General features: G+C 40.7%; 18 protein-coding genes. 7 read left to right on the forward strand and 11 right to left on the reverse strand.

Annotation, left to right across the window (positions count from 1 at the left end; genetic code table 11):
* Positions 1–988: 988 nt before the first annotated feature.
* The 3 genes from HMPREF2086_RS11840 to HMPREF2086_RS09830 form a co-directional block, all read right to left on the reverse strand.
* A complete protein-coding gene (locus HMPREF2086_RS11840; RefSeq protein WP_023928683.1) occupies positions 989–1792 on the reverse strand; it encodes a MetQ/NlpA family ABC transporter substrate-binding protein in 804 nt (267 codons plus the stop codon).
* 36 nt (positions 1793–1828) lie between these two features.
* Positions 1829–2656, reverse strand: a complete 828-nt coding sequence (locus HMPREF2086_RS11845; protein ID WP_023928684.1) for a MetQ/NlpA family ABC transporter substrate-binding protein — start codon at positions 2654–2656, stop codon at positions 1829–1831.
* A 468-nt stretch (positions 2657–3124) separates the two neighbouring features.
* Complete coding sequence (locus HMPREF2086_RS09830) at positions 3125–3820, reverse strand: outer membrane beta-barrel protein (protein ID WP_023928685.1); 696 nt, start codon at positions 3818–3820, stop codon at positions 3125–3127.
* Between the two features lie 257 nt (positions 3821–4077).
* Between HMPREF2086_RS09830 and HMPREF2086_RS09835 the strand changes: the two genes are divergently transcribed.
* Both HMPREF2086_RS09835 and HMPREF2086_RS09840 read left to right on the forward strand, forming a co-directional pair.
* A complete protein-coding gene (locus HMPREF2086_RS09835) occupies positions 4078–4983 on the forward strand; it encodes a DnaJ C-terminal domain-containing protein (RefSeq protein WP_023928686.1) in 906 nt (301 codons plus the stop codon).
* A gap of 53 nt (positions 4984–5036) precedes the next feature.
* The gene (locus HMPREF2086_RS09840) at positions 5037–5387 is read left to right on the forward strand and encodes a heat shock protein transcriptional repressor HspR (RefSeq protein ID WP_023928687.1); all 351 of its coding nucleotides are present in this window, start codon (positions 5037–5039) and stop codon (positions 5385–5387) included.
* Between the two features lie 224 nt (positions 5388–5611).
* On the opposite strand, the gene gap is transcribed toward HMPREF2086_RS09840, so the two are convergent.
* The 4 genes from gap to HMPREF2086_RS09855 all read right to left on the reverse strand — a co-directional run bounded on the left by gap (position 5612) and on the right by HMPREF2086_RS09855 (position 11853).
* On the reverse strand, positions 5612–6661 hold the full coding sequence (gene gap / locus HMPREF2086_RS09845) for a type I glyceraldehyde-3-phosphate dehydrogenase (RefSeq protein WP_023928688.1): 1050 nt from the start codon (positions 6659–6661) through the stop codon (positions 5612–5614).
* A 206-nt stretch (positions 6662–6867) separates the two neighbouring features.
* Entirely contained in the window at positions 6868–9990 is a 3123-nt protein-coding gene (locus HMPREF2086_RS09850; protein ID WP_023928689.1) for an efflux RND transporter permease subunit, read from the reverse strand.
* A 200-nt stretch (positions 9991–10190) separates the two neighbouring features.
* Entirely contained in the window at positions 10191–10364 is a 174-nt protein-coding gene (locus HMPREF2086_RS11850) for a hypothetical protein (protein WP_156921340.1), read from the reverse strand.
* Positions 10365–10416: 52 nt separating this feature from the next.
* Positions 10417–11853 carry an outer membrane family protein gene (locus HMPREF2086_RS09855; protein WP_023928690.1) on the reverse strand — a complete coding sequence of 479 codons (1437 nt, stop codon included), beginning with the start codon at positions 11851–11853 and terminating at the stop codon, positions 10417–10419.
* A gap of 322 nt (positions 11854–12175) precedes the next feature.
* On the opposite strand from HMPREF2086_RS09855, the gene HMPREF2086_RS09860 reads away from it, so the two are divergent.
* Genes HMPREF2086_RS09860 through rfaE1 form a run of 4 tightly spaced genes read left to right on the forward strand, consistent with a single transcriptional unit; the run spans position 12176 to position 16136 of the window.
* Positions 12176–12955: a sulfite exporter TauE/SafE family protein gene (locus HMPREF2086_RS09860; RefSeq protein WP_023928692.1), complete on the forward strand. Its 780-nt coding sequence runs from the start codon at positions 12176–12178 to the stop codon at positions 12953–12955.
* Between the two features lie 9 nt (positions 12956–12964).
* A complete protein-coding gene (locus HMPREF2086_RS09865) occupies positions 12965–13534 on the forward strand; it encodes a D-glycero-alpha-D-manno-heptose-1,7-bisphosphate 7-phosphatase (protein ID WP_023928694.1) in 570 nt (189 codons plus the stop codon).
* A gap of 47 nt (positions 13535–13581) precedes the next feature.
* A complete protein-coding gene (rfaD, locus tag HMPREF2086_RS09870) occupies positions 13582–14682 on the forward strand; it encodes an ADP-glyceromanno-heptose 6-epimerase (protein ID WP_023928696.1) in 1101 nt (366 codons plus the stop codon).
* Between the two features lie 23 nt (positions 14683–14705).
* A complete protein-coding gene (gene rfaE1, locus HMPREF2086_RS09875; protein WP_023928698.1) occupies positions 14706–16136 on the forward strand; it encodes a D-glycero-beta-D-manno-heptose-7-phosphate kinase in 1431 nt (476 codons plus the stop codon).
* A gap of 228 nt (positions 16137–16364) precedes the next feature.
* On the opposite strand, the gene HMPREF2086_RS12230 is transcribed toward rfaE1, so the two are convergent.
* The 3 genes from HMPREF2086_RS12230 to yaaA all read right to left on the reverse strand — a co-directional run bounded on the left by HMPREF2086_RS12230 (position 16365) and on the right by yaaA (position 20167).
* A complete protein-coding gene (locus tag HMPREF2086_RS12230; RefSeq protein WP_023928700.1) occupies positions 16365–17645 on the reverse strand; it encodes an FkbM family methyltransferase in 1281 nt (426 codons plus the stop codon).
* Between the two features lie 578 nt (positions 17646–18223).
* A complete protein-coding gene (locus HMPREF2086_RS09885) occupies positions 18224–19327 on the reverse strand; it encodes a radical SAM protein (RefSeq protein WP_023928701.1) in 1104 nt (367 codons plus the stop codon).
* Between the two features lie 135 nt (positions 19328–19462).
* Positions 19463–20167 (reverse strand): peroxide stress protein YaaA, encoded by a 705-nt coding sequence (yaaA, locus tag HMPREF2086_RS09890; RefSeq protein ID WP_023928702.1) that lies wholly within the window; start codon positions 20165–20167, stop codon positions 19463–19465.
* An 87-nt stretch (positions 20168–20254) separates the two neighbouring features.
* On the opposite strand from yaaA, the gene HMPREF2086_RS09895 reads away from it, so the two are divergent.
* Entirely contained in the window at positions 20255–20794 is a 540-nt protein-coding gene (locus HMPREF2086_RS09895; protein ID WP_023928704.1) for a DUF4149 domain-containing protein, read from the forward strand.
* A 247-nt stretch (positions 20795–21041) separates the two neighbouring features.
* On the opposite strand, the gene HMPREF2086_RS09900 is transcribed toward HMPREF2086_RS09895, so the two are convergent.
* Positions 21042–21917: a toxin-antitoxin system YwqK family antitoxin gene (locus tag HMPREF2086_RS09900; protein WP_023928705.1), complete on the reverse strand. Its 876-nt coding sequence runs from the start codon at positions 21915–21917 to the stop codon at positions 21042–21044.
* Positions 21918–22173 lie beyond the last annotated feature (256 nt).

Genomic DNA, 22173 nt, shown 5'->3' on the forward strand with positions numbered 1-22173 from the left:
TAAATATTTTTTATACTTCTACACTTTTTGGATATTTAGCTTAAGTATGACAAGCCTACATTGATATATTTTGCCTTCTTGCAAAACCTTAATATTGCAAAAAATTTTATATGTAACAAAAAAACTACTTTTTGATTCCACCTTGCAAATGCATCACTCCTTAAATCCATCGGCTATGGGGGAGGGACTTTTTTGTGGTAGATAACACCACTTTCCCCCTCTTATCTTGCAAAATTTCCCCTCTCTTTTTTTTGTGAAGTATTTTATTAAGCCCCTCTTCAAAATGATAAAATTGTGTCGCAGAGGTTTAAAAATCTCACTCTCTTAGCGCGAGGTTTTTTTGGGGGGTGGGGTGGTTTTTTCCGTCATTGCGAGCAAATGCGTTAGCATTTGCTCGCAATCTATTTCTTTTTTTGGTTTTTTTTTTTTTTGGATTGCCACGAGAATCCTTGCGGATTCTCTCGCAATGACGATTGGAATATGGATTGCCGAGATTTTGCTACGCAAAACAAGCGAAGCGCAGTTTCTTTAGAAAACAAGCGTAGCGCAGTTTTTTAGGAGCAAAGTAAAGTCGAAGTTTCTTTAGAAAGCCTTTGGTTTCTTTTGTAAAGCAAGCGTGGCGCAGTTTCTTTAGTAAGTAATAGAAGTATTTACATTTTTTCATAAAGATTCTAGTCTTTGCTAGCTAATTTTGCTACGCAAAGCTAGAATCCAAAATACGACAAAAAAAGATAGAGGCGAGAAACGCACCAAATAATATAGTGAGATAAATCGCGCCTCTATCACACCCCCACACCCAAAAGCGCGGTAGCAACACAAAAGCGTAAAAACACAATCACTCAAACGAAACAGAACCATAAAACGAAGCCAAACTTAAGACAACCACCTAAGCTACAACCCTCCATAAAATGCAGGCATAACACATAAAACGAAGCCACAGTCATAGAACGCACAATCCACAAAACAAAACCAACCCCCTCAAAAACCACTAAAATGCAGGGACAATCTCGCCTTTATAGTTTTCTAGCAAAAATGCCTTTAGCTCCGCGCTTTGCAAGGCATTTTTTAGCTTTATTATGTCCTCTTTGCCCTCATCGCCCTCACGCACCACGAGGATATTTGCATAGGGCGAGCGAGAGTCCTCCACGATTAGCGCGTCTTTTGTGGTAAGCCCTATTTGCATAGCATAGTTGCCATTTATCACTGCCAAATCCCCATCACCAAGTGCCTTTGGCAAAATCGCCGCTTCCAATGCTTTGATTTTTAGCTTTTTGGGATTTTTGATTATGTCAGATTCATTAGAGCTTAGATTGGTGGAATCTTTTAGCGTGATAAGTCCATTGTTGTGAAGTAGGATTAGTGCTCTACCGCCGTTTGTGGGGTCATTTGGGATAAGCACAAGCGCACCATTTTTTAGCTCTTTTATGTTTTTGATTTTTTTAGAATACGCCCCGATAGGCTCGATATGGACATTTGCTATGGCTTTTAGATGCAGATTTCTATCCTTGCTAATCTTATCTAAAAACGGCTTGTGCTGCATAAAGTTCGCATCTAGGTTTTTTTCTTCTAGTGCTAGATTTGGCATCACATAGTCGGTAAAATCTATGATTTTCAAATCCACGCCTTGAGCTTTTAGCGCGGGTGTGATAAATCTCAAAATCTGTGCGTGAGGCACAGGCGTAGCACCTACCTTTAGCTCTCCTGCTACACTTGGGCAAGCAAGCATTCCGCACACTCCAAGTGCTACTACAATTTTTTTTAGATTTTTACTTATTTTTGCATTTTTTAGCATTTTTGCTCCTTTTTGTTTGGTTTATTTCTCGGTGTTTTACTTTTTTGCAGGCATTTTCACAGGCAAAATCTCGCCCTTATATTTTGTGAGGATAAAGCCTGCTACTTCATCGCCTAGTAGCACTTCTTTTAGCGTGGCTATGTCTTTGCTTGAGGCATTATCACTGCGCGTAACAAGCACATTGACATACGCGCTTTTCTCACTCTCGTGAAAAAACGAGTTTTTTAGGCTCATTTTTGCTTGCAAGGCGTAGTTGCCATTTATCACCGCCGCATCAATCCCATCTAGCACGCGTGGCAAAGTCGCAGCCTCGACAGGCTTAAAGCGAAATTTGCGAGGATTTTTGATGATGTCTGCTTCTGTGCTAGCTAGATTTTGGGGATTTTTTAGCGTGATTACACCATTATCGTGCAGCAAAATCAACGCCCTAGAATAGTTCGTAGGGTCGTTTGGGATAGCGATAGTCGCGCCCTCTGGTATAGCCTCTACGGTCTTAAACTTTTTGGAGTAAAATCCAAGCGGGATAATGTAAATAGGAGAGATTGCTACTAAGTCTAGCTTCCTATCTCGCGCCATTTTTTCCATAAAGGGCTTGTGCTGATGAAGTGTCGCATCAAGGCTTTTCTCTCCCAAAGCAATATCTGGCGTGATATAGTCTGTGAAGCTAACCACACTCATTTTTACGCCCTTTTTTTCCAAAAGTGGCTTGGCAAACTCTAGTATCTCTGCAGCTGGCACGGGTGTAGCACCTACCTTTAGCTCTCCTGCGTTTAAGCCGACTAAGCTGTTTAAGCCCAAAAGCACAATCCCTACAAACGCCACTGACACAGCGCGGATTTTGCTAAATATGATTTTATGAAGCATTTGATTTCTCCTTTCTCCTTAAAGATTAAGGCTTTTAGATATATTTGCGCTTTTAGAAGCTATCTCTTGGCACAAACACAGAAATATAGCGCACAAAATCCAATCAATCCCAAACCAAGCGACACAGAGTTATGCTTTTGCTTTGCGCACCTTTGTAAAACGCTCAATCTTTCTAAAATGAAAAACAAAGCAAGGAAAATGAAGCAAAAAGAAGCGAAATAAAAAAAGCGAAGTTTTAAAAAGCTAAAGTTAAAAAATCAAAGCAAAAACACGAGGCAAAAAAGTGAAGTAAATCCAAATAAAAAGAAGCAAAAAGAAGCAAAAAGAAGCAAAACCTATCCCCCTCCAAAATGCCCGATAAACAAGCCTGATAAACATAAGTAAGCCTTAAGCAAATCTAAGCAATCCTAAATCTGCCTAAATCCCCCTCCTAAAGCTATCTATCCAAACAAACCCTCCCAAATCCCCCTAGAAGCTATAAGTGTAGCGAGCAGTTACGCTATATGGGTGTGAAACATCAATTTTGGAGGGTTCGCCTTTGGGACTTGTGCCCTTATATACATTTCCATCCAGAAAAGACACCCTCCCTACCACTTCTATGCCGTGATTTTTGGCGATATTGGTGCGAAGCCCCACATTTAGTGCTACATCAAGATGCGTCAGTTTCCAATCGCTAGGTGCATTTTCTAGGTATCCGCTCTTTAGCCAAGTGTATGCACCCACGCCCACACCGACAAACGCACCGAAGTCAAAGTCCTCGCCCGCTACGAAGTTCGCTAGGAAGTCTACATTTACTCCGTAGTTTAGCAAAGAGGTTGTTTTGTTCTTGAGTGTTATGTCTTCATTGCCGTCTTTGTCATAAGCACCCGGTGCGTGCATAACAGAGAAATTTGCATAGTAGCGCAAGCCCACATAAGGCATAAAAAACTGCTTATAGCCCGCTGTGATTCCGTATTGGACACCGCGTAGATAATATAGGTCTGTATTTACTCTGCCCTCGCCATAGCCTAGCTCCACACCGACAAATGGCGCACTAGACTCTGCACTTGCGAGGTTTGGCACAAATGCCAAAGAGCAAGCCAAGCAAGCTGCAAGGCTTAGGTGTCTAGCATTTGAGACTAAAGTGTGATTGGCGCGATTCGCGCTAAGTGTTGAAGTTCGCATCGTTTCTCCTTTTTGTGTAAATTTCAATGCACTTTAAGTTTAGCTTGTCTTTTTTATGTTTTTGTAAATATTGGCATAGATTTTGGGCAAATTTTGGTGGAATCTGTGCGCTAGATTTTATGCTAGATTTTTGTTTATTGGATTTTCTTTTTGTTTATAAATTGATAGCATAACACTAAAGTTTTATGATACAATAGCACTTAAGATTGCCCCAAAATCTATGATAATAAACGCACAAAATATTTAAGGAGTAGCAAATGAGCAAAAGTCTCTATGACACGCTTGAAGTCAGCGAGAGCGCAAGCCAAGATGATATAAAAAAATCCTATCGCAAACTTGCTCGCAAATATCACCCTGATGTGAATAAACAAAAAGAAGCCGAAGAGAAGTTTAAAGAAATAAATGCGGCTTATGAAATCCTAAGCGACCCGCAAAAACGCGCACAATATGACCAATTTGGCGATAGTATGTTTGGGGGGCAGAATTTCCACGATTTCGCTCGCTCTCAAGGCGGGGCAGCAGGGCTAGATGAAATCCTAAGCCAGATTTTTGGCGGGCTAGGTGGGTTTAATAGTGGCTTTGGTGGGGGCTTTGGTGGGAACTTTAGAGGTGGGTTTAGCGGATTTAGTGGTGGGGGATTTGGTGGCTTTAGCGAGGATTTGGACATCCAAGCAAGGCTTAGTATTCCTTTTGATTTGGCGATTTTGGGTGGGGAGCATACCGTATCGCTAAATGGCGAGACAATCAAGTTTAAAATCCCAGCGGGCATAAGCGAGGGCAAAAGTATCCGCGTGCGAGGCAAGGGGCACAAAGGCAAGGGGGGCAATGGCGACTTGCTACTAAAAATCTCTGTGCTTCCTAGCGAGAAGTATGAGCGCGATGGCGATGATTTGGTATGCGATTTTGATGTGCCTTTGGGGGTGGCACTATTTGGCGGGAAAGTAACTGTGCCAACCCTTCACAAAGAAGTAACGCTAAAAATCCCTCAAAACACCAAAAACGCGCAGAAATTTCGCATAAAAGAACTCGGTGCAAAAAACCTAAAAAGCGGGCAAATGGGGGATTTGTATCTAAGGGCAAATGTGATTTTGCCAAGCGTGGATAGCCTATCAGCCGAATTAGTCCAAAAGCTAAAAGATGAGCTTTTGGACAAAGATAGCTAAGCCCTAGCAATATCACAAAAAAGCAAAAAGCCAAACACCAAAAAGGAGCAAAAATGTATAGCTATGATGAGCCTGTGTATCTTATCAGCGTGGTGGCAAAAATCCTTGAAATCCACCCACAGACTTTGCGACAATACGAAAAAGAGGGGCTTATCGAGCCGGGCAGGACAGATGGCAAGATGAGGTTGTATTCACAAAGGGATATTGACAAGATTAAGACGATTTTGCGACTTACGCGGGATTTGGGCGTAAATCTCGCGGGTGTGGATATTATCCTACGACTAAAGGAGCGGCTAGATGAGCTAGATAGCACCATAGAGGAGCTAAGGACACAAGCCTCCAAAAGTAGCAACCCTGTGATGACGCAAAAAAGCTCTTATGAGTTGATTATTTTTAAGAAGTAGTTGAAGCGGGGGAATAGCTGTAATGTGGAGGGATAGCTGAAGTGGGTGGAGGAGAATCATTGAAGCGGGTGGTGGGATTATGCGGTGGGATTTTGTGGATTTGCTATTGAGAAAATCTGCAATAAAAGAGCAAAAATAACGCCACACTAAAAATTCCTTGCCTAAAACTCTGCCTAAAACTCTGCCTAAAACTCTGCCTAAAACTCTGCCTAAAACTCCAAAAACTACCTCTCTAAGATAAATTTCGCCATATCAATTATGCGTGTGGAGTAGCCCCATTCGTTGTCATACCACGCCATTATTTTGCTCATATTTCCTAGCGAAAATGTCAAGTCTTGCGCCACGATAGAGCTCCTGCTATCGCCCAAAAAATCGCTACTCACACCAAAATCTTTATCAATGCCCAAAATCCCTTTTAGCGCACCTTTGGATTGCTCTTCAAATAGTGCGTTTATGGACTCTGCGCTTGCTTGCTTTGCAAGATATGCGTTTAAGTCTACCATTGATACATCTGGCACAGGCACGCGCAAAGAATGCCCGTGAATCTTATCTTTTAGCGTTGGCAAAACTTTGTAGAGGGCTTTTGCTGCGCCTGTGGTGGTGGGGATAATATTTAGCGCGGCAGCGCGTGAGCGGCGTTTGTCGCTTCTGTGAGGGACATCTAGTAGCTGCTGGTCGTTTGTATAGCTGTGTATGGTGCTAAGGCTAGCTTTTAGTATGCCAAACTCACGCTCCAAAAGCATAGCGATGGGGGCTAGGCAGTTTGTCGTGCAAGAAGCGTTTGAGATGATAGGCTCGCCTTTGTATTGGGTGTGATTTACCCCTAGCACAAAGGTGGGTGTGCTATCTTTGGCAGGGGCGGAGATGATGACTTTTTGCACGCCTTTTTCTAAGTGATGAGCGACTTCATCGGTGGTAAGAAATCGCCCGCTAGATTCCACTACCACTTCTGCACCAAGTGTGCCAAAATCTAGCTCCTTTGGGTCGGCACAAGCAAAAAGCGGAACGCGCTTTTTGGGGACACTTTTTGTAGAATCTGTGTGGGGTGTGATGATGAGGTGGTTTATTTGTTTTTCTTGTGTGCTTTCTAGCTCTACGCGAAAATCTGGAGCGCGATGAATAGAATCTCTGCCAAAAAGATAGGCTAGATTTTGGCTATTTGCGATGTCATTTATCCCTACAAGCTCGATATTTTCGCCCGCTTGCTCTCTAGCCAAAATGATTCTAGCTATGCAGCGTCCCATTCTGCCAAAGCCATTTATCGCTATTTTCATCGCTTCTCCTTAAAGAAAGTGTTTGATTTTGGTGCAAAATCTGTGATTTTTCGCTTGAAATTTTACATTATCTTTTTATCAAAAAAGTGCAAAAATCACTTAAAAAAACACTTTTGCATAAGCAATAAAATGCAAAAAGCGATTTTAAAAAGTGAGATTTATTTCGCACTTTAGCTTAGTAAAACTAGATTTTAGTTTAACCCCAACTACCGCATTTTTGATTTGATTTTTTCGCTTAAAAACTCCCCGAGCCTTGCTAAGTAGCTATAAAATAATGGCACGAAAAATACCGCGATGAAAGTCGCTGCGAGCATTCCGCCTATCACGCCTGTGCCGATAGAGTGCCGTGAGAGCGCACCTGCACCGCTTGAGAGTGCTAGAGGAAGCACGCCAAGTGAGAAGCATAGCGAAGTCATCACAATAGGGCGAAATCGCAGTTTGGCTGCTTCTATGGCAGACTCAATAATACTTAGCCCCTCTCTCTCGCGCAAATGCGTGGCAAACTCCACGATAAGAATGGCGTTTTTGGCACTAAGTGCTATGAGGACTAGCAAGCCCACTTGGAAATATATGTCGTTATTCCCACCGCGCAAAAATGTCGCTAGTATCGCGCCAAACACACCAAAAGGCACGGCAGTAAGCACGGCTATGGGCATTAGCCATTTTTCATACTGCGCCACGAGAATCAAAAACACAAAAATAAGCCCAAAGACAAACGCCACACCTCCGCTACTAGAGCTTGCTTTCTCTTGGTAGCTTGAGCCTGCATAGGCTATGTCATATTCTGGTGGCAGCACTTCGCTAGCCACTTCCTCTAGGGCTTTCATCGCCTCTCCGCTAGAGTATCCCATACTTAGAAATCCTTGAATCTGTGCTGCGGGGAAGAGATTGAAGCGATTGATGATTTCAGCTCCTACGATTCGGCTAAAGGACACAAGCGAGCTAAGCGGGATTAGGTTGTTATCGCGCGATTTTACATAGATTTTGCTCAAATCCTCTGGCGAAGCGCGATAGTCAGAATCTGCTTGCATTATCACGCGAAATGTCCTATCAAAGGCTTCAAAATTATTGACATAATAGCTTCCAAATGTCATTTGCATAGTGGCAAACACATCGTTAATGCTGACATTTAGCGCACTTGCAGCTTCCCTATTTAGCACGACTTCATATTGTGGCGTATCTACTGCAAAGCTAGTAAAAATCCTGCTAAATTCTTTGCGTTGGCTTGCTTTAGCGATGATTTCATCAGTATATCGCTTCAGCTCCTCCATACTGCCTCCGCCCCTGCTTTGGATATAGGCATTTACCCCGCTAGAATCAAGCCCGATAATCGTAGGGGCTTGCCCGATGATAAACTTCGCGTTTGGATAGCTATCAAGCTGGGCTTGGACATCGCGGATTATTTCTTTATCGCTCTGTCCTTTGCCTTTGCGCTCACTCCACGGGATAAGCCTTGGCCAAGCGATTCCGCCGTTGTTTTTGAAGCTCCCTGCGAGGAAACTATATCCTGTGATTGTGGTTTGCTCGGCTATGAGTGGGTTTTTGCTTAGGGTGTCGATTAAGTATTTTTGCACTTCTATGGTGCGCGAGAGTGCGCTGCCCTCTGGCAAAATCGTATGCACGGTGATGATTCCCATATCTTCTTTTGGCACGAGCGAAGTTGGCGTGTTTTTAAACAGCCCAAATGTCGCAAAGAGGATTGCCCCAAAAAGACATAGCATAAGTAACCCGCGCTTAAGCGCACGCGCAAGAGTAGTCGAGAATTTAAAAGTGAGTTTCTCAAAAAAGAGATTGAAGATTCTAATCGGCTTAATGGGCTTGGTATGCCCGCCTTTGAGAAACAGCGCGCAAAGTGCGGGGGTAAGGGTAAGTGCGACAAAGCCTGAAATCACTACTGACACGACAATAGTAATGGCAAATTGGCGATAAAACTCCCCGCTAAAGCCACTCATAAAGGTTACGGGTAAAAACACAGCACTTAGCACAAGCACGATAGCCACCACAGGACCTGTGATTTCGCGCATAGATTCTATGGTGGCTTCTTTCGCGCTTAGGTGCTTTTGGTGTATTATGCGCTCGACATTTTCGATGACGATAATAGCGTCATCTACGACAATGCCGATTGCCAAAATCAGCCCAAAAAGTGTAAGGAGGTTTATGGAAAATCCAAAGGCATACAGCCCTGCAAAAGTCCCAATGATAGAAACAGGGATAGCAAGCACAGGGATAATAGTCGCCCTCAAACTTCCCAAAAACACATAAATCACAAGCACCACAAGCACGATTGCTTCGATGAAAGTTTTTATCACTTCATTGATAGAGGCGGTGATAAATTCTGTGGGGCGGAAAGGGTTTGAGTAGCTCATACCATCGGGGAATTTCGCGCTTAGGGCTTGCATTGTTTTATTGACATTATCTGTTACTTCAAGCATATTTGCCCCGGGCTGAAGCGTGATACGAATAGGCACGCTAGGCGTGGAATTATAATAATTATCCGTGAGATAATCCCGCGCCCCTAGCTCTACTCGCGCTACATCACGCAAGCGAAGCGAAGAGCCATCAGAATTGGAGCGGATAATGATGTTTTCAAATTCTTGTGGCGTGGATAAAAGCCCTTTGGTGATAATGCTATAAGTGAATTGCGTTTGTTTGACAGGCTCTTTGCCAAAATGTCCGGGCGCAAACTGCGCGTTTTGCTCTTGGACTTTGCTAAGCACTTCTAGGGGAGAGAGGTTGTATTGCTGGAGTTTGTCTGGCTCTAGCCAAATCCTCATCGCATAATCTTGCAAACTCCATAGCTCCACGCCACCCACGCCTTGAATGCGCTTTAGCTCATCGATGACATTAAGTATTGCATAGTTTGCGATGAAAAGCTGGTCGTGCACGGGATTGCTCGAATACAAATGATACATTCCAATAGGCGCGGTGGAGCGTCTCTCCACCGTTACGCCTAGTCGCTGCACTTCGGTAGGGAGCTGACTAAGCACGGCTTGCACGCGGTTATTGACATTGACAAGGGCAATGTCTGGGTTTGCGTCATTGCTAAAATACACCATTATGCTAAGCTGCCCAGCCGAGCTAGAGCTAGAGCTCATATAGAGCATATCCTCCACGCCATTTACGCTATTTTCAATGATACTTGCCACACTTGTGGAGAGTGTCTTGGCACTTGCACCGGGGTAGTTTGCTTGGATAGTGATTTGGGTTGGGACGACTTTTGGGTATTGCTCAATGGGGAGAGAGCGCATACAAAGTAGTCCTGCGATGATGATAATGATAGCACCCACAGTAGAGAATGCGGGGCGATTGATAAAAAACTTTGAAAACATTTGGGTGGATTCTCCTTTTTATAAATGACAACAATTTAGAATGCGCTAATGCAAACTTACATAAAAGTGTAATTATAAAAGATGAGAGCAACTATCAGTCAAGGGGAAAAAGTGAAAAAAAGTAAAAAAAATGAGGAAAAGTATAAAAATCTTTTAATTCTATAAAAAAATGGAGTGCAAAACTAAGCCTAGCAAATGCTTTAGGATTTGCTAGGCTTGTCAAAATCCGCATAAGCGATTTTGGCAGTGGCAAAAAAGCTACACCAAAATTTTGCTACACACAAAGAAACATAAAAAGCACAAAAAGCCACGACAAATATTGATTTTGCAAAATTTGCAATCAAATATTTATCTGTGGCAAAATGATTTTGCATAGCGATAAAAATAAACGCTTAAAAAGCAAAATCCACCAAACACCCAAACTCACTAAATGCTAAGTGAAATCTTTGTCATCACATAGCTTCTATCTAGTGATTTTCCGCGAGAGACTTCGCCACCACTACCACCAAAGCCTACATTCAAAGCGTTGTTGTCAAACAATATGCTTGTGTAGTAGTTTCCTATTATGCTAAGTGCGACATTTTTGGTAAGGGTAAAATCTAGGCTAAGTTTTAGTGAATACTCCTCTAACGCCTTTGCGCTACCTGTGTTTGTAGTGTAGCGAAAGTCTAGCCCTGCTTGAAGTCCTTGCAAGAATGTAGCGAGATTTTCATAGCTTGCTTTTGTGAAAACAAAGGCACTTATGGCGTCTTTATAGACTATGCCATTTAGTGAAGGACCTACGCCATAGACGCTATTATCCCAGATATTTACACCTAGTGGCGAGCCATATAGCCCTACGCGAGCGTGAGAAAGCCCGATATTTTTATACGCGGCTATTCCTAGCAGATATTCGCCTTTATCGCCCGCATAAAATCTAAAATCCTGCCTTGCCAAAATGCTAGAAGTGAAGCCCTCATTTGAGCCATTTTCATTTTTTAGGAAATTTCCTAAAAGCGGGGCTACTTCCATTTTTAGCGTGTCATAGATGGGGAAAATCGCATTGATTCTCGTGCTTGAGGCAAAGCCTTTTTTACTAGAATCTTCGCCCTCTTGCCTTGCTCTCTCAAAATCTAGCTTCATATCCACGCCCGGTGCGCTATACTCGCTAATCCCATAGTAATAAAACGCGTTTATGTCAAACTTGGAAGCCTCTCCAAAGGCTACATAGCCTCCAAACTGCGCTCCTAGCAGTCCATTTGGTGCGTAGGCTTGCGTAAAATCCCAAAAAAATCCATCGCCTAGCAACGCAAAGGCACTTACCCCCTCTACTCGTCCATAGATTCCACCTTTGTCAAATTTGGCAAAATCTGCCCTCAAGTCCGCGCCCTCCATAAGCCCTACGACATAGTTATCATCATCGTGCATAAATCTACCTGCTTTTAGGCTTACGCGCTCGCTATTGTATGCTAAATGCGCGTTGTGAATGTAGAAGTTGTGCGTGTTTGTGGCAGTGGCAGCTCTACTACCGCGATACCCTGCGTAGTAGCCCACATAGTTGTATGCTAGCCCCGCATCTCCTGCTTGGCTAGCCCTCCGCGTAGAATCATAAGCTAGTCCAGCACCAGCACCTCCTAGCTCAAATCTTAGCGTAGAATCATTTGCAAACTTGTGCGAGTAGATTCCGCTTATCGTGCCCAAAATATAGCCATAGCTATCAGTTGGCGAGATACCATTATAAAATCCAAACTTATTAAATGCTTCTAGCTCCCCGCTAAAAGAGAATCGATGAGATTCTTGGCTAGGCTCTGCAATAACTGAAGCGATGAAGCCACCTACAACGACAAAAAACCCAAAAAGACACTTTTTTAATGCCTGTTTCATTGTGAGAATCTCCTTTTTTTGATTTTTTGTGCTTGCTTAAAAGCACTTAGACTAAAGCAATGCACGGCAAAATTATAATATATTTCGCTTTAATATTTTTAGATTTGGCAGCGCAACTTGCCATAAAATGCTAGAATGTCAAAGAAAACAAAACACTAGGTAAAAAATCACTTAACTTGTAAAAACCACTTGATAAAAAAAATCAAAAATAAAAATCTAGGCTTTATCTAGGTTTTGTAAAAATGCTTTGTGAAAATTTCACTTTTAAGATTCTTAAATATTTTGCAAAAATATAAAAATCCAAAACTTCAAGGCAAATATAGTGTTGATAGATTTTGATTCATTGCATTTGTGGCTTGTGCTTGCTAGCGCGTTTAGTCTATCGTTTGCGCATTGTGGTGGAATGTGTGGAAGTATAGTCATCGCTTATGCAAGTATCAAATCCGCTCCAAAAAATTCACAAAATATTCAAAACTCACAAAAATCCCAAGATTCTGCTAAATTCCCTATATCATTACTACGCACATTCTCATCATTGCTAGGGCATATTGCTTATAATCTTGGGCGATTGTTTAGCTATATCTGCATTGGTATTGTTTTTGCATTTTTGGGAGAGGGACTTGGGGTAAATATGCTTGTGCGTGATTTTGGTGGTATTGTTATTGGGGTTTTGCTTGTGGTGTATGCGCTATGTTTTGGATTTTTCCCCAAAGTATTGCGACATTTAGAGCCAAATCTATCAAAAGCTGGAATCTTTGGGCGTGTTTTTGGTAGATTGCTATTTTCGCCGAGTTTGGCTAGCTTTTTTGTGCTTGGGATTTTGAGTGGATTTTTGCCTTGCGGGCTAGTGTATTTTTTTGCGCTAAATGCACTAAATGCAGGGCTAGATGGCGCACAAGCGATATTTAGCTCGGTGGTGATTATGCTAGCTTTTTGGCTAGGGACTTTGCCATTTATGCTAGGGCTTGGTGTGCTAGGAAGTGGTGTTAGAGCGTTTGGCAAATACCAAAATATATTTTTTAAAATCAGTTTTTTGCTTATGTTAAGTGTTGGTTTATTGACTATTTATAAGGGTTTTATTATGATTAGTAAAATCTTTTAAAGGGAAATGATGAGTAATGCGACTAAAAAAAGTGGCACAAAAGCGGTGTTTTTTGATAGAGATGGAATCATAAACAAAGACATAGGCTATGTGTATAAGCAAGAGGATTTTGAATTCCAAGATGGGATTTTTGACTTGCTGAAGTTTTGCAAAGAGAGAGGCTACCTGCTACTTGTAGTAACCAATCAAAGCGGAATCGGTAGGGGATTTTATACGCTAGAGGATTTCAAAAAACTTAGCTCATATATGCAATCTCAAGTGCAAGCTAGACTTGGATTTAAATTTGATAGCATTTATTTTTGTCCGCATTCGCCTGATGAGGAGTGTGAGTGTCGCAAGCCAAAAAGCGCGATGATAGAGCAAGCCAAAAAAGACTATAATGTCAATTTAGATGAGAGCTTTATCATCGGGGATAAAATCACAGATATGCAGGCAGGGCAAGAGGGCGGAATAAGACACAAACTTTTTGTAAGCAAGGCATTTAGCTCACAAGTAAAAAACATAAGCAATCTACATACGCTAGCCACACTTAGCGAAGCAAGAGAAGTGATGAATAATATTTTAAACCCCAAAATCTAGCAAAAAGCAAAATCCAAAAAAAGTAAAATCCAAAAAAAGGAGCGACAATGAGTTTGGCAAAAAATAGCCCAAGTGAAAATGAAAACCCAAAAGGCATAGATAAAGAAATCATAGAAAAAGCGCGAGCAAGGCTTGCAAACAAAGCCGTTCTTATCACGGGTGGAGCGGGATTTATAGGGAGCAATCTCGCGTTTTTTTTCCAAGAGTATTTCCCTAGCACACGCGTAATCGTGCTAGATAAATTCCGCGATGGCAGTAGCTTCCCAAATGGCAATCCAACTTCACTAGGGCATTTTAAAAATCTTATCGGGTTTAATGGCGAGATTATCGCGCGGGATTTAAACGAGGGGCTAGATTTACTTCAAGAGCTAGATTTTGATGTGGTGTTTCATCAGGCTGCTATCAGTGATACGACTGTGGAAAATCAAAAACTAATGATAAACACCAATCATCACGCATTTTTAGAGCTACTTCATATCGCGCTGAAAAAAAATGCCGTAGTAGTCTATGCTAGCTCGGCTGCTACTTATGGCAACACTCCTGCGCCAAATGTCGTAGGTAAGAGTGAAGAACCGCAAAATATTTATGGATTTTCAAAGCTAGCTATGGATAAAAGTGTGCGCAAGATTTTGGCAAACGCACCGCATTTGCCAATATTTGGGCTAAGGTATTTTAATGTCTATGGTGGCAGAGAATTTTACAAAGGCAAGACAGCCTCAATGATACTTCAGCTAGGACTTCAAGCACTAGAATCCAAAAAAGTTAGGCTTATCGAAAAAGGCGAGCAAAAGAGGGATTTTGTGTATATTGATGATGTGGTGGCTGCAAATGTTTTGGCAATGAGCGAGGGGTTTGAGATGCAAAAACTTGACTCTATCCCAAAAAGTGGAATCTATAATGTCGGCACAGGACTATCACGAAGCTATAATGAAATCGTAGCGATTCTAAAAAATCATTTGGGGGATTTTGAGGTGGAGTATTTCAAAAATCCATATCCGTTTTTTCAGACTCATACCCAAGCCGATATACAGCCAAATGCTAGCGTGCTAGGATATAAGCCAAAATACAGCCTAGAGCAAGGGATAGAATCATATATAAATGAGATAAAATCTATCCACGCTAAGCTAAAATCTGGGCTACTAAGCTAGAATCTATTTTGTAAGGAAATAAAATGCTAAATCTACAAAAACAACACCCCAAAATCCTAGTCATAGGCGATTTGATGGTAGACCACTATATCTGGGGCAAGTGCAACAGAATCTCTCCTGAAGCACCCGTGCAAGTGGTAAATGTCAAAGAAGAAAACAACCGCTTAGGTGGTGCGTGCAATGTCGCAGCAAATCTCATAGCGTTTGGTGCGAAAGTAAGTTTATGTGGAATCATCGGCAAAGATGAGTTTGGCAAGTGGCTAATAAACGAACTTCACACCCAAAACATAGACATCACCCATATCGTGCAGACTTCTGCTCGCCCTACCACACAAAAAAGCAGAATCCTAATTTCAAATCAACAAGTGCTACGAGTAGATAGAGAAAAAAGCGATGATATAGATGAGGGATTGCAAGATGAGATTTTATCCACACTTAAGCACAAGATGAGAAATTTTGATGCGGTGATTTTAAGCGACTATGCCAAAGGACTGCTTACACCCAAACTCACAAAATCCCTCATAAAACTTGCCAAAAGTGAGGGCAAACCTGTGCTTATCGACCCAAAAGGCAGTGATTACTCCAAATACCAAAACGCTACTTTGCTGACACCAAACAAACTTGAAGCGCAAATCGCCACACAAATCACAATCAAAGATGATGATTCTCTAAAGCAAGCGATGAAAAAGCTACAAAAAGATTGCAAACTTGATATTTGTCTTGTTACGCTTAGCGAGGAGGGAATCGCTATTTTGGACAAAAAGAAACTTACCAAATCCCCCACAATCGCTAAAGAAGTCTATGATGTAACAGGAGCTGGAGATACTGTCATAGCTGCACTTGCCTTTGCGCTTAGCGGTGGGCTAAATATCTATGAAGCCTGCCACTTCGCAAATGCTGCGGCTGCTGTGGTAATCGGCAAGATAGGTAGCGCGAGTGCAAACTTTAGCGAGATAGTTGCGTTTTTGCACAATGGCTCTTACTCCTCCTCAAAAGTCATCACTAAAGAGGAGCTATCCACTTTGCTACCAAGCCTAAGAGAGAAAAAAATCATCTTTAGCAATGGTTGCTTTGATTTGCTTCACGCGGGGCATATCGCGTATTTACAGCAAGCAAGACAGCTTGGGGATTTGCTGATAGTTGGGCTAAATAGTGATAACTCCGTGAAGCGACTAAAGGGGCAAAATCGCCCTATAAATAGCCAGCAAGATAGGGCACTAATGCTATGTGCGCTAGAATGCGTGGATTTTGTTGTGGTATTTGATGAAGATACGCCACTAGAGCTTATAAAACTCATAAAACCACACACACTTGTCAAAGGCTCGGACTATGAGGGCAAGGAAGTCGTAGGTAGCGATATAGCCAAAGAAGTCGTGCTAGCAGATTTCATAAAAGGCAAGTCAAGTAGCCTAATCATCGAAAAAATCGCTCAAAAATTTGGCAACAAGAGCTAGAGTAAACGGCTTTTGTATAGTTTGGTGCTAGATTTTGGGTTTGGCACAAAATCTAGTGATGAGGTTGTGTAGGTTTGTCTTTACCTGCGTTGGATAAATCAATGGTTTTAAAAGTATCATAAGCGCAATAATGTTAGTTGAGTGTAAAATGTTGCTAGCGTGGGGTTTGGCTATGTGTAGCTATTTTTGGTTATAAGCGTAGCTTATTGAGATTTGATTATTTTATGGCTACTCTATCACTTCGCAAAATAGTGCAGTCTCAACAGTGAGATTGAAATCTACGCCCTTGTGAATCTTAAATTTGTAGCCTAGATTCCACGATTCGATTAGCGGTTTGATACCAAAATAATCGCTTGGCTGATGATATATGCTTAAAAGCATTGCGGGTTTTTGCGCACAAATAGTCTCTTTTGCACCTTTTAGAAACTCCATCTCAAAGCCCTCAATATCGACTTTGATAAATCCCACTGCAATTTTACGCTCTTTCACAAACTCATCAAGCGTGATAATCTCCACGCTTTCCATTTCATCGCTATTGTGAGCGACAATGCTAGAGCCACCTTCAGCGATACAAATCTGCATTGTGCTATTATTTGCTCCAAGTCCTTTATTTATAGGGACGATTCGCTTTGAATTATTTAGCTCCAAAGTGCGCTGCATAAGCCTAAAATTCGCTTTTGTAGCCTCAAAACTATAAATATTCTTATCGCAAAATTCTCTCTCAAAAAGTAATGCACTATCACCTACATATCCACCTACATCAATAAAATCTTTACCCCTCATTTTTGCCAAAGTGCTTGGCTCTAAAATATTTAGACCGTGTTTGTGCCAAAATACGCTAATTTCAAAGTCATTTTTGGGCAATAAATAGCCGTTATAAGCGTAGAGATTCGCACCTAGCTCAAGGATATTGGGATAAAACTCCGCGTTTATTTTGATAAGCTCAGCGATTTCATCTGCGGTAAGCTCGGTGATTGTTGGATTATTTGCCTTGTATGCTTTTAATGAAAGGGCAATTTGTCGCGACACAAGGACTTTGCTTGCGATATCCAAATCTTTGATAAGAGTAGAAATATCATTTTCTATGTTTGGATTTGTGGCGACATATTCGCCTATATTTGTGGAATAGCCCGTATGTATAGAGGCACTTAAAGTATACTTTTTGTTTAGATTGTTTAGAGTGGTTTTGAAAACGAAAAATAGTGGTATTCCAAGAAGTCTATATGTGGTTTTTATCGTGTATAGCGTGGATTTAGGATTGCAAAACTTTTGCGATTCCCCCCCCCGTGAGATGCGATTTGCGCCGTTGTTAAATTCGCTCACATTTACAAGTGTGCGAATCTTTTGAAAAAGCGGGATAAACAGCACAAATCGCGTGATTTTTTCTTTTGAATCGCACACAAATCCGCGCGAATCTAAGATTCGCCCTTTGCGCTCTTTCCTAATGCCAAATACCTTTTTAACCGCCTTTTCAAGCGACTGAAGTGTGTTTTTAAATGATTGTCTCATTTGCTATACCTTTGATTTTGGGGGTTAAAAATGTCGAATTGTAGCATAAGCTACAAAAAAAAAAAAACAAAAAATCATATTTTTTGCGTAAAAATATTTTGCAAAAAGGTGCAATAGCGCGATAATGCGACAATGCAGAATCAATATGTTTAAAGTTGGTATGACATAGTTTTATGTGTGATTGCCAATGTGTGTGGTAAAAATAGGATTTTATAACGAAGTTTTTGTAGGAAAGAGGGTTACAGGATTTAAGAGCTAGTCAATCAAGAGTGTCTTTATAGATATGAGACACTCTATTTTATGGTTATAGGAAAATAATAATATGCTCAAACATTTGGAATCTCCTTGATAGATTTAGCCTTATTTGGCGAGGCGTGAGTATAGTAGGATTTATTAAACAAAAACATAATGTGATTTTTACAAGATTTTGCGCAAAAAATCTTAGACAAAAGGTTCAAGTAAGGATTCAAGCTAGATAAAAAGATATTATCTAGCTTGTGATAACAAGTTAACATTCTAAGATTTACGCAAGAAAAATATAAAAAAATTCATCTCAACTTTTAATTGAGTGGCAAAAACTACGCTTTTGCAATGGTATAAAAGGTATTCTGCGCTTGGGATTTGAGTGCGATTTTTTTCTCCTCTAGCAAAGAGCTCAAAATCTTAAGCGTGCGCTTATCAAAAAGTAATTCCGCTTCATCTCGCTCCACAGGGCGCGTAGCGATAAATTTCAGTAGAGAATCTTTGGTGTATGATTTGGCATTTTTGTGGTTATTTGGTGGGAGATTTTGGGATTGCTTAGGATTGCTAGATTTTGTTTTCTTATTTTTGGAGCAATCTTTTTTGGAGCAATCTTTTGGGCAAACTTGAGATATATCTGCCACACTTAGTGCGTCTTTAGATTCTATTTTTGCCCTCTTTGGTAGCGATAGATTTAGCCCTGCAAAAAACTCACTTGCCCACCGTAGCTTCTCCTCACTCACGGCTTTGACTTGATAGGCACTAGGTCTATCTATGCTGCCCAAATCCACGCGAGATATGCGGATATTTCGCAAAAACTCCGCGATAGAGCGTAGATTTTCCTCACTATCATTATGTCCCTCTACTAGCAAGACTTCAGCGACTAGCTCCCCACGAAAATCTATACTAAAATCCTCTATACCGCGCAATATGCTTGGCAAAGATAGCCTCTTGCTTGGGCGGTCGATTTTCCTAAAATCGCCTAAAATCGCCGCATCGATTGAGAATTTCACGATGTCAAAAAGTGCTAAAGCCTTTTTTTGCGCTTGGAATTTTGAGCCATTGCTAAGGATAAGTGTTTTGATATGTGGTGGCAAAAGTGGCTTTGTCGCGCTTATAAGCTCATAAAGCTGCGGGTAGAGTGTGGGCTCTCCTGTGGCTGTGAAAGTCAGCACGCAAATGTCTTTGTGCGCTTGCAGCCCGCCTTTTATCGCTTCTAAAATCTGTGTATAAGGAACAATCTCACTCATAGAATCCACAGGCTTTGCTTTGTGTAGCTCGCAATACACACAATCAAAATTGCACTGCTTCACGCTAGGGGACAAATCTACCCCCAAAGAGCGTCCAAATCGGCGCGATAGCACAGGTCCAAATATGATTTGGGGGGATATTTGCGCGGTGTTTTTGATAGGGTTTTGTGGGGTGGGATTTTTGGGTGGCATTTGTATCCTTAATTAAAGTGGATTTTGAAAGTGTGGATTTTGGATTTGTGGCTATGTTTTTGTTTGCATATTTTTGTGGCTCGTATATTTTGTAGAGAATGAATCTAAAAATCTTAAAATCAAAAACTGCAAAATCTAATCCACATAGACAAATTTTTCGCTAAGTATTTTTTGCAAGGCTTGCTTGCCCTGCAAAGAGGCTATGGCTAGCTCTCTTAGGGCTAACCCACGATAGAGTTTTGCTTGATGAGAAGTGCCTTTTGGGATAGGCAAAATGTAGTGTGGCTGGCAAAAATTCGCACTTTTAAGCGGATATGCTTTGGCATATACTCCTGCGCGTAAATCTATGATGATTTTATCCAAAAACGCGCTAATCTCATCTCTTTGGGCTTTGTATAGGGCGTTTAGGCTTAGATTTTTGGAGCGATAATTTTGGTTTAGATGATAGTAGGGCAGGGGGTCAAATCCCCTCACAAGCCCAAAAAGATTGCTAAAAATAAGCGTAGATTCTAACAAAAAATCTTGTGCCTTTTTCTCTAGGCTCGCAAAATCTAATGCCTTGTAAGCCACGCCACTATATAGCTTCAAGGCTTCTATGCGAGGCGCATTTGCTAACTCTAGGCAAGCACTAAGCATATCCATATCTACGCGCTTTGTGCCAAAGATTTTGATTAGCTCGCTAGATTTTTGCAATGCGTCTAAATACGCGCTTATATTAGCGTTTCGCGCTACTTGCCCGCCCCAAAGTGCGTCTTCTAAGATAGATCTTTTTGTGGTGCTTGCATTTGTGATTTCTTTTGGGGAGAGCTTGGCTTCACTAGGAGAGAATAAAATCTGCATTTTTACTCTTTTTTGCTATGATTTTGGTTTTTGGTGTGTTTGTGCGTTTGTCGCGATTTTGGCGGATTTTACCATAAAAGGAATAATATGAAAGCCCTACTTTCTTGTATGACAAGCATTTATCTTTGGGTGGTGGGGATAACGCTAGGAGGGATTTTGGCTTGTGGCGTGCTAAGTGCGCCCGTGATTTTTAATGCCTCTGATTATTTAAGCAAGGCTGGCATAACGGATTTGTATATGACTAGATATGCTTCGGGGGTGCTTATGACGCAGATTTTTGTGCGGTGTAGCTACGCGCTAAATGCTGTGGCGATTTTTGTGCTTGTGTATGAGCTACTTGCGTTTAATACTTCATCAAAAAAGTCGCTGTTTTTGCTTGCAGTGGGGGCTTTTAGTGTGGTGCTTATTTTTCTTTTTACGCTGTATTATACGCCCTCCATTGTCGCTATGCAGCAAGAGGGGGTGGCTGCGACAAGCACGGAGGAGTTTGAGAGTATCCACACGCAGAGTGAAATGGTGTTTGTGATTTTGTTTGTGGCATTGAGTGCTGGGTTTTTGTGGAGAGTGTTTATGCTAAAAATGGATACTCCAAGCGCACCAAAGAAAGCTAGAGTAACGAGAAAGTAGAATCTAAATTTATTGATTTAAGTAGCATAATGCCAGTTGATATGACATTATGCAATGTCTTTTTTTGATTTTGCAACACACATTTTGTACGCTCCAAATCTTACTCTATCTTGTTTTCAAATGCGCTAACACCTTATTGTATCGTATTTATATGATACTTATTTATAAACTCGCAATACCCACTAATTTGAATCATAATTTGAGCAAAACCATAAGGGCTTGATTTTTGCGCTTGTAAAAAGCTTAATTACTCATATATCACTTCATGAACTATATCTCCATCTAGGTAGAAGTATTTCTTAGATAGTTTGCCATCTGAATCGTATTCGTATCCTTCAACCAACTTTCCATTTGAATCGTAATATTTCTCAAGCAGTTTTCCATTGAAATTGTATTCGTATTTCTTAACTAATTTTCCATTTGAATCGTAGATATATTTTTCATTTATTTTGCCGTCTGAATATTCTTCTTTATATTTTAATAATCCGCTTGGATAAAACCTTGCTTTGCTTTTTAGTTCAGTTCCACTTTCTTTATCAAAAAGTTCTGTTATTTTTTCATCGTTTTCATAATACTCTTTATAAATCAATCTATTTTCAGAATTATCGCCGAAATATGCTACTACTTTCCCCTCTTTCTCCATTTTCTTTATAAAATCATTTTGTATTTTTTCTTGTTGTTCTTGTTGTATTTTTGCTTGCCTTGCTTGTTCTAGTTCACGCTTTGCTTGTTCTGCTTGCCTTTTTCTTTCTTTTTCCGACTCGTTTTTTAATTTTGCTATACATTTGTCGTATTCTGCTTTCCCTATTTTGATAAAATATGCTACATATCTACCATTTGGCACATTAGGATGGGTTGTATGATTATATCTGATATATTCTATAAGTTTTTGTTCTGTTTTGTTCATTACGGTAGCATAGTGTTGAAAACACGGATTATATACAAGATCAAGAGGGCTATTATAACTCATAGTATCTATTACTTTTGAATTTGCTAATTTGCTTGATTCTTTTATCTCCTCAATGTGTATTCTTACTTCGCTAATTGTTAGATTTTTGGCACAAACTAAATTAGCAGCAAACACAAGCAAACTTATTCTGACTATTTTTGCTAATCTACTCATTTTCATATCCTCCAAATATTTTGCATTGTAAGTGATACCTTATAAAAAAAAACAATTTGTAAATAAAATCTTATTTTTGTTGATTGCGAACGGACTATGTAAAAGTCTTTAAATGCTCATAGCAGCAGCATTTAGCAAAGTCTAAACCCACATAAATTCCCAAAAAATTTACATTTCCACCGAAATTTTTCCAACCTCCCCCCACAAATCTTTCACACTTTTTCACACTTACTTTATGACATTTGATATTTTATCT

It is taken from the genome of Helicobacter macacae MIT 99-5501, assembly GCF_000507845.1.
In the GTDB taxonomy this organism is placed as follows: domain Bacteria; phylum Campylobacterota; class Campylobacteria; order Campylobacterales; family Helicobacteraceae; genus Helicobacter_B; species Helicobacter_B macacae.

Bases quoted from the DNA above. Each gene is read 5' to 3' on its own strand.
- HMPREF2086_RS09835 (WP_023928686.1), top strand. From the start codon at position 4,078: ATGAGCAAAAGTCTCTATGACACGCTTGAAGTCAGCGAGAGCGCAAGC.
- HMPREF2086_RS09895 (WP_023928704.1), top strand. From the start codon at position 20,255: ATGAAAGCCCTACTTTCTTGTATGACAAGCATTTATCTTTGGGTGGTG.
- HMPREF2086_RS11845 (WP_023928684.1), bottom strand. From the start codon at position 2,656: ATGCTTCATAAAATCATATTTAGCAAAATCCGCGCTGTGTCAGTGGCG.
- HMPREF2086_RS11840 (WP_023928683.1), bottom strand. From the start codon at position 1,792: ATGCTAAAAAATGCAAAAATAAGTAAAAATCTAAAAAAAATTGTAGTA.
- HMPREF2086_RS12230 (WP_023928700.1), bottom strand. From the start codon at position 17,645: ATGAGACAATCATTTAAAAACACACTTCAGTCGCTTGAAAAGGCGGTT.
- gap (WP_023928688.1), bottom strand. From the start codon at position 6,661: ATGAAAATAGCGATAAATGGCTTTGGCAGAATGGGACGCTGCATAGCT.
- HMPREF2086_RS09885 (WP_023928701.1), bottom strand. From the start codon at position 19,327: ATGCCACCCAAAAATCCCACCCCACAAAACCCTATCAAAAACACCGCG.
- rfaD (WP_023928696.1), top strand. From the start codon at position 13,582: ATGAGTTTGGCAAAAAATAGCCCAAGTGAAAATGAAAACCCAAAAGGC.
- HMPREF2086_RS09850 (WP_023928689.1), bottom strand. From the start codon at position 9,990: ATGTTTTCAAAGTTTTTTATCAATCGCCCCGCATTCTCTACTGTGGGT.
- HMPREF2086_RS09840 (WP_023928687.1), top strand. From the start codon at position 5,037: ATGTATAGCTATGATGAGCCTGTGTATCTTATCAGCGTGGTGGCAAAA.
- HMPREF2086_RS09900 (WP_023928705.1), bottom strand. From the start codon at position 21,917: ATGAGTAGATTAGCAAAAATAGTCAGAATAAGTTTGCTTGTGTTTGCT.
- HMPREF2086_RS09855 (WP_023928690.1), bottom strand. From the start codon at position 11,853: ATGAAACAGGCATTAAAAAAGTGTCTTTTTGGGTTTTTTGTCGTTGTA.
- yaaA (WP_023928702.1), bottom strand. From the start codon at position 20,167: ATGCAGATTTTATTCTCTCCTAGTGAAGCCAAGCTCTCCCCAAAAGAA.
- rfaE1 (WP_023928698.1), top strand. From the start codon at position 14,706: ATGCTAAATCTACAAAAACAACACCCCAAAATCCTAGTCATAGGCGAT.
- HMPREF2086_RS11850 (WP_156921340.1), bottom strand. From the start codon at position 10,364: ATGCAAAATCATTTTGCCACAGATAAATATTTGATTGCAAATTTTGCA.
- HMPREF2086_RS09865 (WP_023928694.1), top strand. From the start codon at position 12,965: ATGAGTAATGCGACTAAAAAAAGTGGCACAAAAGCGGTGTTTTTTGAT.
- HMPREF2086_RS09830 (WP_023928685.1), bottom strand. From the start codon at position 3,820: ATGCGAACTTCAACACTTAGCGCGAATCGCGCCAATCACACTTTAGTC.